Origin of the sequence: Hyunsoonleella rubra (assembly GCF_042684665.1) — a bacterium.
Classification (GTDB): domain Bacteria; phylum Bacteroidota; class Bacteroidia; order Flavobacteriales; family Flavobacteriaceae; genus Jejuia; species Jejuia rubra.
This window is the reverse complement of record NZ_JBHULY010000005.1, coordinates 184,906-197,410: the sequence shown is the minus strand read 5'-3', so window position 1 is coordinate 197,410 and position 12,505 is coordinate 184,906. Positions and strand designations below refer to the sequence as shown.

The following is a 12,505-nucleotide window of genomic DNA, read 5'->3' as shown; positions in this document are numbered from 1 at the left end:
TTCCATAAATTTGATTGTTTTTAGTTAGTTATACTTCATAATTAATTAATACTTTAGAGGGACAGAGATTGGTACGGTAGGATGTCTAAACTCTGCTCTCTCTTTTTATTTTACCGTAACTGTTTTTTCTGATACTTCGAAACGTACGGCAGCGTTCGAGTTTTCAATCATTTTTAAAATGTCTTTAATATTCTGGTCTTTTGAGAAAATACCACCAAAAATGTCTTTTTCCATATCCTTATTTTCAAACAACACATTAAAATCATACCATCTGGATAGTGTAGTCATAATATCTTTAAGAGGCTTATCTTTAAAACTGAAGATGCCTTCTTTCCAAGCAACTTCATTGTAAACATCAACTTTTGAAATTTCTATGGTTTCATTTAGTGTATTGAAATTTGCTTGCTCATTTGGCACTAATACTTTAACATCATTTTTTATATGCAATGCGACTTTACCTTCTGCCAGAGTGGTTAAAATTTGATAATCGTCCTTATATGCTTTAATATTAAATTCGGTTCCCAAAACCTGAACTTCTTGTGCTTCATTAATTACTTTAAAAGCAGAACCATTATGGTTTGTACTAGACGACACATCAAAATAAGCTTCACCATAAACTAGTTCAACTTCTCTAGCCTCTCCTTCTATAAAACTTACTGGATATTTAAGTTTAGATTCAGAATTTAACCAAACTTCGGTGCCATCAGATAACACAATAAAAAATTTTCCTCCTCGAGGAATAGTTAAATAGTTATACACTAATTGCTGGGAAGAATTATTATTATATACAATGCCTTCACCATTACTAGTTGCATTTTGAGTTTGAAAAGAGACGCCTTTAGCTAAAGCAACTTCCTCTCCCGTTTCCATAGTTAGGATTGCCTTATCTGTGCCGATTTTTATTTGATTATTTACTATTATTGATTCTTCAACTTGAGAATTATTACTATTAAAAACAAAAGTTAGTGCTATTAAAAGTGCTATTGACGCTGCGATTGCGACATATTTAATGAAGCGCACCTTTTTAACTCTGGAATTATTTGCAATTTGCCTTTTAATTTCATCTAAGGAAGACTCACGGTTAAAAGATGTTTTTAGATTTATTAAATAATTTACTCTAATGTAGTCATCAAAGTAGGCTTTATTGTTTGTATTACTTAACCACCCTTTTAAATCTAACAGTTCCTGATGAGAAATATCATTCTCTATAAATTTAATTATTAAATGGTCCTTTTGCTTTTGATTCATTATTTGGTGCTTTTATTATTAGGTCTTCAACAATTGCAAAAACCCTCCATTTTTATTTAAATTTACCTAGTTTTACCCACAATATTTGATGTTAATGGATCAAAAGAGTGAAGATTTAAGTATTATTTTAAAGTCTTTAAAGCAAGGGAACTTAAAATCTTATGAAACTATTTATAATAGGTTTTATGACGAGCTTTGCGCATATGCTCTTAAATATACGCCTGATCGTAATTTAATCCAAGATATTGTTCAGGATACTTTTTTAGATCTTTGGCATCAACGGAAAAAATTGAAAATTAAATCTTCGCTTAAAGGCTATCTATATAGAATTGTTTATTACAAACTTATGGACGCCTTTAAGAATAACTCTAAAAAAAATGACGAATATTTGTCTTTTTATCAATCCTCTGTAAAAGAAGCAACAATTACTATAGAGGAAGATGACAATTATAAAGCTGCACTATTAGCAAAGCTGGACTTATGCCTTAATAAACTTCCTAAGAGATGTAAAAAGGTGTTTTTGGATAAAAAGATTTCTGGTTTAAAATACATTGAAATATCTAAAAACTTAGAAATTTCTATTAAAACGATTGAAGGTCATATGAGAAGAGCATATGCCTTAATAAAAGAGTGTATGCACGATTTGAATGTTTCCTCATCTTAATTAAGTACCATAGTATTGCAGTCTAAGGCGACTTTAATTGCTGTTATTTTAAATATGGCAGAATAAAACCTTTACTTTTTTTAAAAAAATTAATTGATTATTGGTTCGAGAATAGGTCTATGTTCTTTACAAAACCGGTTAATTCACTTTAACAGGTTTTTTATTTGTACTTTTCTCGTATTATTCACCTTGATTTTGTTCATATGAAAACTAAACTAGCTATTACTATTGCCATCTCCATAGCTATCTCGTGCAAATCAGAAAAGAAAACGGCACTTCAAAATACTGATACAGAAATATGGATGCCAATTTTTAACGGCAAAGACCTCTCTGATTGGACTATAAAATTTACGGGGGAAGACCTCAACGTCAATTACAAAAATACCTTTGTGGTTGAGGACAGCATGCTTCGAATAAAGTACGACGACTATAAAACTTTCAACAATAAATTCGCGCATATCTATTACAACACACCCTATTCCTATTACAAATTAAGGTTTGACTATAGGTTCACCGGAGAGCAAACCGAGGGTGGTGCCCATTGGAACGTTCGGAATAGTGGCATCATGTTACATTCCCAATCTGCGGAAAGCAATGCGTACAATCAAAACTTTCCCGTTTCAGTAGAACTGCAACTTCTTGGAGGCTTAAATAACAAAAAACAAAGACCCACTGGAAATGTATGTACGCCTGGTACGGCAGTTGTTATGGGCGACACCATCAACTACAAACATTGCATCAGGTCAAACTCCAAAACCTATTTTGGAGGCCAATGGGTGCATGCCGAAGCGGTAGTTTTGGGTGGTGAATCCATGGCTTTTCTAATAGAAAAAGATACCGTTTTAAAATTTACACGTCCGCAAATTGGATCATTCGAAGCGAACGGGCATTACAACGGAGAGCATTGGAAAGATTGGGGCATAAACCCGGCAGATTGGAAAGACCAAACTGGCAAAATCGTCACGGAAGGCTATATTGCACTTCAAGCAGAAAGCCATCCCATCGATTTCAAAAATATCGAATTGCTCGATTTATGTGGTTGCATGGATAAAAAGGCAAAAAACTACAAATCTTACTATTTAAAACACAAACCCGAATCCTGTGAGTATTAGAGTGTTTTAAACCCCTCCCGTTCTTTAGTTTTATTTACCTTTGCATATCTAAAAACAGACGTTTATGATTTATTCGATGACAGGTTATGGAAAATCTGTTTTGCAACTGCCCACCAAAAAAATCACCATTGAAATCAAATCCCTCAATAGCAAGAATTTAGATTTAAATGCCCGAATGCCTTCTATTTATCGGGAAAAGGAATTGGCAATAAGAAAACTGCTTGCAGACAAATTGGTAAGGGGTAAAGTAGATTTCTCTATTTATGTAGAAGCGACTGCGGAGGATACATCCACCCAGCTAAATACTCCTGTGGTAAAACAATATATGGATCAGTTGAAGGATATCGTTGAAGGCGATGAACTGGAATTGATGCGAATGGCAGTTAAATTTCCAGATGCTTTAAATACGGTTAGAGAGGAAATTGATGAAGATGAATGGAAGGCCATACAAACTGAAATCAATAATGCCACAAAGGATTTGATAGACCACAGGCTGGATGAAGGGAAGGTCCTTGAGGCCGATTTTAAAGAAAGGATTATTGCAATTCGCGCCTTATTGGAAAAAGTGATTGAAATAGATCCCGAGCGTGTGGAGGCCGTTCGCGAACGTTTATTAAAAGGCGTTGAGGAACTCAGGGAAAAATACGACGAAAATAGATTTGAGCAGGAGTTGGTCTATTATATTGAAAAGTTTGATATCACCGAAGAAAAAGTTCGGCTGGAAAACCATTTAAACTATTTTACGGAATCAATTAACTCCGAAGATTCCAACGGAAAAAAATTAGGGTTTATTGGTCAAGAAATCGGTAGGGAAATCAACACCATCGGTTCCAAAAGTAATTATGCCCCCATGCAACAACTAGTGGTTCAAATGAAAGACGAACTTGAGAAAATTAAGGAACAGTTATTGAATGTACTATAATTTAGTTGACAGTTGCAGTCGCAGTTAGCAGTATTTTATGAGTGAAAAAGAAAACAAAACACAAGGCAAACTCATCGTATTTTCAGCACCATCCGGTTCTGGAAAAACTACCATCGTAAGGCATTTGCTTAATATTGAAGATTTGAACTTGGAGTTTTCAATTTCGGCCACTTCGAGAAAAAAACGTGGCAATGAAGAAGATGGAAAAGACTATTATTTTCTTTCAGCGAAAGAATTCAAAAACAAAATAAAAAGTGGTGAGTTTTTGGAATGGGAAGAAGTGTACCGCGATAACTTTTACGGCACGTTAAAAACTGAGGTGGAACGGATTTGGGCCAAAGGCAAAAATGTGATTTTCGATATTGACGTTTCTGGAGGACTGCGCATCAAACGTAAATTTCCAGACGAAACCTTGGCCATTTTTGTAAAGCCCCCGAGTATTGACGAACTTAAAATTCGGCTAAAAAAACGCAAAACCGAAAGCGAAGATAAAATCAATATGCGCGTAGCCAAAGCGTCTGCCGAATTGGCTACTGCACCCTTGTTTGATACCATAATCATAAACGACGATTTGGAAAGGGCTCTTGAAGATGCCGAGCAACAAGTCCGAGATTTCATTATAGCATAAATTTTATGAAAGTTGGGCTCTATTTTGGTTCTTTTAACCCCATCCATATTGGTCATTTGGTAATTGCCAATCATTTTGCGGAATATAGCGATTTGGATCAAGTTTGGTTTGTGGTGACGCCCCATAATCCTTTTAAAAAGAAAAGTTCGCTTTTAGACAATTATCAGCGCTTGGAAATGGTGTACCGCGCTACAGAGGATTATACAAAATTGAAACCTTGCGATATTGAATTTGGCTTACCTCAACCGAATTACACCGTTAATACGCTAGCGCATCTACAGGAAAAATATCCGGATATGGAATTTGCCCTAATTATGGGAAGCGACAATCTAAAGAGTTTCCATAAATGGAAAAATTATGAGGTGATTTTGGAAAACCACCACATTTATGTTTACCCTAGAATTTATAAAGATGACGATGGCACTCAATTTGATAACCACGAAAAAATCCATGTCATCCAAGCCCCAATCATGGAACTCTCTTCAACCTTTATTAGGAAATCCATAAAATCAGGAAAAAACGTACAGCCTATGTTGCCTAACAAGGTATGGCGATATTTGGACGAGATGAATTTTTACAAATAATTAGCCTCCCACGAAACCACCGTCGCAATCTGTCAAGAAAGCTTCAACGTACATGGCCCAGCTTTTACCACCGAAATCCTCGCCTTCTGCCCAGGCCGTTTCAGATGAAGGTCCCCTTACTTCGGCATGCGCTGCAAAACAGAATTCATCAAAAATGTCAATTTCATCGGAATTTAAATCAATAAGATAAACCACTTCGGTAACACCATTTTCATGGACGCTAAAATATTCGAAGTTTCCAATTTTTGGATTACCACTTCCTGTCGATGGAAATTCCTCATCTGTACAATTGGTAACATGTAAATGAGTAGCATCAATAGTCCAATCGGTATTGGTTAAAAAGGTAACGACCAAATTATCGCCTTCTACGTCAATGTTTACTGTGCCGGCCACATGGTTTTGTCCTGCTATTAAATTCACGGTTTCACAATGTTCAAAATCATCATTGTCGCTTGTGGTGTTGCCTTCGATGACGACGACATTCTTAACATCTTTGTTCTTTTTACTTTCCAACGCCATCTGTTCAGTACTTAGTTGCACTTGTTCCATATTACAACTCAATAAGGCCAGACCGAACAAAGCCACAAATAGGGTAATTTTAATTTTCATAACATTATAGTTTAAATAGACTTGAACTTCAAATATATTGTTGAAAAGCCATTGGGGAGTAAATTATTCGTCGTATAGCGTTAGTTTAATGCTTTTCATCGATTTTTTTGTTAATATTGTAATGTTTTTCCTCTTCTTATCAAAGAGCAATATTAATACCGATAGTCGGTACTGCTAATTTTTATTGCCAAATATTTCCTTAAGGCTCTAATCTTTTGACAAAAAAAATGGAGTTACCAAATCAACAATAGCTATTAAGAAATAAATTTCAGAATTTCTATGACAAAAGTCAGATTTTATTTCAAAAATTTACTATTTTCGAGAATCACGACATAACCCTTCGATGAAGAATAAAAAAACCAACTTGTATGTTGTTGGTATTGGTGCTTCAGCTGGTGGTTTGGATGCTATACAAACCCTTTTTGATCACGTCCCCGACAACACTGGTATGGCGTTTATAATAATTCAGCATCTCTCACCTGATTTTAAAAGCTTAATGCCAGAATTGCTAAGTAAGCACACTAGCATGCCCATTTACACTGCTGAGGACAAGCAGGTGATCAAACCCAACTGTATTTATTTAAATCAGAGAAACAAGAACCTCCACATTAAAAAGGATAAACTCTATTTATTAGACAAAGGGCCCAAGCATAATTTAAATTTACCGATTGATATCTTTTTTCACACTTTGGGTGAAGAATACAAAGAACGCGCCATTGGAGTGATCCTTTCCGGAACAGGTTCGGACGGCTCTAGGGGTATCAAAACCATAAAGGAAGGGGGTGGCACTATCATTGTGCAAGAACCAGAATCTGCACAATTTGATGGTATGCCCAATTCGGCCATTTTAACCAACACGGTGGATTACATTTTGGATACCAAAAAGATAGCCGAGTTTTTCTATAAGCAACCTATAAATAGGCAGTTGATACCGGAGGATTTCCATGAGGACAAATCCAATGAATCCATTGTAAATGACATCCTCACTATAGTTTATAAATACTCGGGAATTGACTTTAGGGAATATAAGAAGAATACGCTTTTGAGGCGACTTGAAAAGCGAATGAACATCAATAATATTGAGCACCTTTTTGATTATGCCACGTTTTTATCCAGCAACAAGGACGAAAAAAAGGCTTTGAAGGACGACTTTTTGATCGGGGTTACCCGCTTTTTTAGGGACACCGAGGCTTTTGAAAAGTTGAAAAAAGAAGTCATCCCAAAAGTATGCCTATCTATTTTTGGGCAACAGCGAATCCTTGGGCGAAAGCTCAAAATATTTTAAGCCGGTAGACGTAAAATGGAAGATTTACCAAAATGTTTCGGACGTTAAGCAAATCCCTTCTCAAAGCAATGCCCGGGAGCGCATCAATACATTAACTTACAAAACACCAGCATCTCCAGTGCTGATGCCTCAGTTTACCTCTGTTAAAGAGAGCCCAGACCTTACTTTTCATAAATATCTGAGCAGAAAGTTTAGTCCAGCTTCAATTTTTATTGATAGTAGTTACAATATACTTTTTATTAATGGAAACGCGGGCCAGAAACTTTCATTTGGTGAGGGGGTATTTCAAAATAACCTATTGAAATCGGTAACTCCAGAAATTGCTGCCACCATTAGAACCGGAATTAGACGACTAAATGCAGAGGAGAAAGATGTGGTGATAAAGGGCGTGGTGTATCAAAAAGGAAAGGATAATTTAAAATTTGATGTGACCTTTCATAAACCTGAGGACACAGATAACTTCCAAGATTGCTACCTCATCGAATTTAGCGAAGACAAAGCCGTAAAAGAGGACGACCCATTGATCATCAAAAATATCGCCATAGACGAGCTGTCCAACCAACGTATGGAAGACCTCGAAAACGAGCTTAAAGTGGTACGTACCGAGCTTCAAAATGCGATCGAGGAACTGGAAACCAGTAATGAGGAATTGCAATCCTCCAATGAGGAACTGATGGCTTCCAATGAAGAATTGCAAAGCACAAATGAAGAACTACAATCCGTAAACGAAGAGCTTTATACGGTTAATTCTGAAATGCAAGAAAAAAATAAGGAACTGACCAATTTGAGCAACGACGTGACCAACCTTTTGGACAATACTGATATTGCCACCTTATTTTTGGATACGGACCTTCGGATTCGAAAATTCACTCCTGCCCTAAAAGATGTCTTTAACCTTCAGGAAAGTGACCTTGGGCGCACCTTGTCCAGTTTTACCTCAAATTTTGATGAGGATACCAGAGCATCAATTATTGAAGACTCCAAATTGGTTTTGGAAAAGTTAATTACCGTAGAAAAGCAGGTTAAGGACAAAGACCATAATTTTTACTTGAAACGTATTAGCCCTTTTATTACCGCGAATAAAGCGATAAACGGCGTCGTGATTACATTTGACAACATTAATAAACTTAAGGAGACCGAAAAAGACTTAGCCCAAAAGGACAAAGAGTACCATAAACTATTTGAACACCTAAATGAAGGTTTTATACATGCCAAAATTATAACCGATAAAACTGGCGAACCAATTGATTGGGAATATATTGATGTAAACCCGGCCTACGAAAAAATTACGGGTGTGAAAGCCGATGAAATAATTGGTAGACGAATCTCGGAATTTTTACCGAACTTAAAGGATGACCCCAACAACTGGATAAAAAGCTACGGAGAAACGGCCTTAACAGGAAAAGACCAAACCATTGAGGGCTATGTAGAACCATTGGGCAAATATTTTTATGTCAATACGTTCTGCCCCAGAAAGGGAGAATTTGCAGGTACCATTTCAGATTTTACCGATCTTAAGAAGAACCAAGAAGACCTTAAAAGAAGTAAGGATGAACTGCAACGGGTTCAGGAAATTACTAAAGTTGGAAGCTGGTATTTGGATTTAGACACCAACCAAGTCAGGTGGACCAAACAACTGTATGACATCTACAATTCCGATTCGTCTCTACCACCACCGCCCTACACCGAGCATATGAAACTATTTGATGAAGAAAGTTGGAACAGGCTTTCCGAAGCGGTCGAAAAAACACGTACCACTGGAGAACCTTATGACTTGGAACTCAAAATGATAAAGGAAAATGGTGATTTTGGTTGGCTTTTAGCGCATGGCGAAGCTGTACGAAATAAAGAAGGAGACATCATTGCTCTAAGAGGCGCAGCACAGGAAATTACCCAACAAAAGCTTAACGAAGAAGAGCTTATCAATGCAAAGAAAATTGCTGAGGCGGCCAACATTCATAAAAACTACTTTTTGGCCAACATGAGCCACGAAATCCGAACCCCTATGAACGGCGTCCTTGGCTTTTCTGAACTGCTTAAAAATGACGACCTCTCTAAAAAGGATAGGCTTAAATATCTGGAAATAATTGACAATAATTCGAAACAACTGCTTAACCTGATTGACGACATCATCGACGTTTCAAAAATAGAATCCAATGAAATCAAGATGGTGTATAAGGAGTGTCACATCGCCAATTTGATCAACAATCTTGAAATCACCTACAATCAATTAAAATTGGTGAAACAGAAAAGCCAAATCACTTTTAAATCCTACATACCAGAAGAACACAATGATTTGTTGATAGTTACCGATCCGCAACGATTGCAACAAGTTATTTCCAACCTGCTCAACAACTCATTAAAATTCTCGGATGAGGGTGAAATTTCATTTGGCTTTAATGTTGAAAATGACTATTTGAAATTCTTTGTAAAGGATGAAGGCATCGGCATACATAAAAGCAAGCAAGTTGAAATATTTGAGCGTTTCAAACAGATCAACTACGAAAACAACGCCAAATACGGTGGCACGGGCCTTGGATTAGCCATTTGCAAAGGCATAATTACCATTTTGGGCGGATATATCGAAGTAGCCTCTGAACTGGGAAAAGGCACACAATTTGAATTTACCATACCATTAAAGTTGACCCAACTAAAAAAGGAGAGTAGGCAATCCGAAACGACGAATAGGGTAAGCTTTTTGAAGGATAGGACTATTTTAATTGCCGAGGACGACTCTCTAATTCAATTGTTGTTCAAGGTAGTTCTGAAAAATACTGGAGCCAATATTCTCTTTGCAAACACAGGAAAAATGGCTGTAAACACTTATAAAAGTAACCCAGATGTAGACGTCATTCTATTGGACATCCGAATGCCAGAAATGAACGGTATCGACGCCATGGAACAGATCCTGAAAATCAATCCGGATGCCAAAATCATTATGCAAACGGCCTATGCCATGCCGGACGAACGGGAAAAATGCTTCAATAAAGGCTGTGTGGGCTTCCTTTCAAAGCCAGTGATAAAAGAAGAGCTTTTTGAGACTTTGGATAAGTGGATAGACTAGAAAAGGTATTCCTTTTTTTGTCAATTTCTGCTCAGATCTAATAAGCTTCTAAATAAAATAGTTACCCTTTTGGGTTCTTTCTTTTCAAATTTAAAAATAACTTAACTAGAGCTACTTCAATTTGATATCAAAAGTACCTTACATTTCATCGAGATTATAGTCATTTTGAAAGTGCCACTATTGCCCTTTTATAGGTTAAAATTAGTGTTTTAACGAAAAATTAAGAAAAAAGGTGTTTTTAATGTCTTAATGCCATTTCTTTATAAGGCTATTAACATTTGTCTATGCCAATTTTTTTAGGCTTTTTAGGACTTTCTTTAATGAAAAGAGATACCATTTTCATTTTGCTTTAATAAAGAATGCTCCGTCTTCCCCAAATCCACAAATTTTAAAATAGCGAAATACCTACTTGCTGTAAGATTTTGACATTTTTACCGCTTTTTACTTTTTGAAATGTACCGCTTTCAAAAAGCAGATTGATGGCTCTATGAATAATCGTTTAAACTAATAACCAACAATATGAAAAAACAACTCTTACTTGTATGTTTGGTGCTAGCTTCCTTTCTTAGCACAAATAATACAGAGGCGCAAACACCCTTTATCGGTGAGATAAGAATTTTTGCCGGCAACTTTCCTCCACGGGGATGGGCCTTTTGCGATGGGCAAACATTACCCATAAATCAAAATACAGCACTATTTTCCATTCTTGGCACTACTTATGGTGGTGATGGTAGAACTACATTTGCCCTTCCGGACTTAAGAGGCAGGGCCGTTATAGGAGAAGGTAACGGACCAGGCTTAGCAGATAGGCGCCTTGGTTCCAAAACAGGTCAGGACAATGTTACTTTAACATCGAATCAGATCCCTAGCCATAACCATCCGGCTACCACTACTTCTAAAGTGGTATTAAATGGAGACGCAGGAGCTAGCGACGATAGTAGTGGACAGCACATCGCAAACCAGTTGGGTGGTTTTAATGAAGACGCCACACCCGGAGCCTCTTTAAACGGAACAACATCGACAACAACTATTGATAACGCTGGCAGCACTCAACCCCATAACAACATACAACCTAGTTTAGGCGTGCACTACATCATTGCCTTGGTAGGCACTTTCCCTTCAAGAAGTTAAAAAGATATATCATGAAAAAACAAATATTACTTTTATCTCTAGTGTTTACCTTATTTCTAGGCACAAACCAAACACAAGCACAGGATGAACCATTTATTGGCCAAGTTAAAATGTTTGCAGGTAACTTTGCTCCTCGTGGATGGGCGTTATGTCAAGGTCAATTATTACCTATATCGAACTATCAAGCATTGTTTTCTATACTAGGAACTACCTATGGTGGTGATGGCAGAACTACGTTTGCATTGCCAGACTTAAGAGGTAGGGCACCCATACATGCGGGTACGGGCCCCGGACTTACCCCTAGGCGCCTAGGTGCTAAGGGAGGTGCAGAGCAGGTAACATTATCTACGCCACAAATCCCAAATCATGATCACACCGCAACTACAACTACACAAATTGCAGTAAGTACAGATACAGGGACAGAATTAAATGCTGATGGGAACCATTTGGCGAATCACACCAATGGGTACAATGCAACCCCTACTGACGATAACGAACTTGCTGGCGTAAGTTCTTCAACAACTACTACTAACACTGGTGGGAGCCAAGCGCATGACAATATGCAACCCAGCATCACTATAAACTATATTATTGCCTTGGTAGGTATATTTCCTTCAAGAAGCTAAAACCAACAACTATGAAAAAATGTATCATTCTTTTCGGCATACTTATCGCTTCTTTTTTCAATACAAATGAAGCTAATGCCCAAGATCCCATGCTTGGCGAAATCACCATTTTTGCGGGCAATTTTGCCCCTAGGGGATGGGCCTTTTGTGATGGACAATTATTACCTATAGCCCAATATCAAGCATTGTTTTCGCTATTAGGGACAACATATGGCGGAGATGGCAGAACTACGTTTGGGTTGCCAGACCTTAGGGGCAGGTTAGCAATTAATCCAGGAACAGGTCCCGGTTTAAGGCCTTGGGCGTGGGGTCAAAAATTTGGAAACGAAACAGAAACGCTTACGGAAGCTCAAATACCAGGACATTCCCATAGCGCAACTACCACTACCCAAGTAGCAGTGAGCACTGCCGCGGGAGAAGAAGGTATTGGTAACGGCTTATACATTGCGAGTCAAATAGGTGCATTTAACTCGGCGGCTTCAGATGATTCGTTTTTAGCAGGTCCTACTTCCACAACAACAATAGGCAACACTGGCGGAAGCCAATCCCATGAAAATATGCAACCCTATACAACGGTTAATTTTATAATTGCACTTGTAGGAGTCTACCCTTCAAGAAACTAAACCAAAGAC

General features: G+C 37.4%; 12 protein-coding genes. 10 read left to right on the top strand and 2 right to left on the bottom strand.

Features of this window, described 5'->3' with window-relative positions; translation table 11 throughout:
• Window positions 1–105: 105 nt before the first annotated feature.
• The gene (locus ACFSR8_RS01750; protein WP_380288433.1) at window positions 106–1,248 is read right to left on the bottom strand and encodes a FecR family protein; all 1,143 of its coding nucleotides are present in this window, start codon (window positions 1,246–1,248) and stop codon (window positions 106–108) included.
• A gap of 94 nt (window positions 1,249–1,342) precedes the next feature.
• Between ACFSR8_RS01750 and ACFSR8_RS01745 the strand changes: the two genes are divergently transcribed.
• From ACFSR8_RS01745 to nadD, 5 genes are all read left to right on the top strand, one after another.
• On the top strand, window positions 1,343–1,912 hold the full coding sequence (locus ACFSR8_RS01745; RefSeq protein WP_380288431.1) for an RNA polymerase sigma factor: 570 nt from the start codon (window positions 1,343–1,345) through the stop codon (window positions 1,910–1,912).
• Window positions 1,913–2,115: 203 nt separating this feature from the next.
• On the top strand, window positions 2,116–3,024 hold the full coding sequence (locus tag ACFSR8_RS01740) for a 3-keto-disaccharide hydrolase (RefSeq protein ID WP_380288429.1): 909 nt from the start codon (window positions 2,116–2,118) through the stop codon (window positions 3,022–3,024).
• Between the two features lie 64 nt (window positions 3,025–3,088).
• On the top strand, window positions 3,089–3,946 hold the full coding sequence (locus ACFSR8_RS01735) for a YicC/YloC family endoribonuclease (protein WP_380288427.1): 858 nt from the start codon (window positions 3,089–3,091) through the stop codon (window positions 3,944–3,946).
• Window positions 3,947–3,983: 37 nt separating this feature from the next.
• Entirely contained in the window at window positions 3,984–4,574 is a 591-nt protein-coding gene (gene gmk / locus ACFSR8_RS01730; protein ID WP_380288425.1) for a guanylate kinase, read from the top strand.
• A 5-nt stretch (window positions 4,575–4,579) separates the two neighbouring features.
• Window positions 4,580–5,158 carry a nicotinate (nicotinamide) nucleotide adenylyltransferase gene (nadD, locus tag ACFSR8_RS01725; protein WP_380288423.1) on the top strand — a complete coding sequence of 193 codons (579 nt, stop codon included), beginning with the start codon at window positions 4,580–4,582 and terminating at the stop codon, window positions 5,156–5,158.
• Here nadD and ACFSR8_RS01720 read toward each other — a convergent pair whose 3' ends face one another.
• Window positions 5,159–5,767 carry a hypothetical protein gene (locus tag ACFSR8_RS01720; RefSeq protein WP_380288421.1) on the bottom strand — a complete coding sequence of 203 codons (609 nt, stop codon included), beginning with the start codon at window positions 5,765–5,767 and terminating at the stop codon, window positions 5,159–5,161.
• 343 nt (window positions 5,768–6,110) lie between these two features.
• On the opposite strand from ACFSR8_RS01720, the gene ACFSR8_RS01715 reads away from it, so the two are divergent.
• From ACFSR8_RS01715 to ACFSR8_RS01695, 5 genes are all read left to right on the top strand, one after another.
• Window positions 6,111–7,052, top strand: coding sequence for a chemotaxis protein CheB (locus tag ACFSR8_RS01715; protein WP_380288419.1), 942 nt, complete (start codon window positions 6,111–6,113; stop codon window positions 7,050–7,052).
• Window positions 7,027–10,116, top strand: coding sequence for an ATP-binding protein (locus tag ACFSR8_RS01710; RefSeq protein WP_380288417.1), 3,090 nt, complete (start codon window positions 7,027–7,029; stop codon window positions 10,114–10,116). The genes ACFSR8_RS01715 and ACFSR8_RS01710 overlap by 26 nt, the downstream gene beginning before the upstream one ends.
• A gap of 519 nt (window positions 10,117–10,635) precedes the next feature.
• A complete protein-coding gene (locus ACFSR8_RS01705; RefSeq protein WP_380288415.1) occupies window positions 10,636–11,247 on the top strand; it encodes a phage tail protein in 612 nt (203 codons plus the stop codon).
• 110 nt (window positions 11,248–11,357) lie between these two features.
• Window positions 11,358–11,873, top strand: a complete 516-nt coding sequence (locus tag ACFSR8_RS01700; protein WP_380289367.1) for a phage tail protein — start codon at window positions 11,358–11,360, stop codon at window positions 11,871–11,873.
• Window positions 11,874–11,884: 11 nt separating this feature from the next.
• On the top strand, window positions 11,885–12,496 hold the full coding sequence (locus tag ACFSR8_RS01695; protein WP_380288413.1) for a phage tail protein: 612 nt from the start codon (window positions 11,885–11,887) through the stop codon (window positions 12,494–12,496).
• Window positions 12,497–12,505 lie beyond the last annotated feature (9 nt).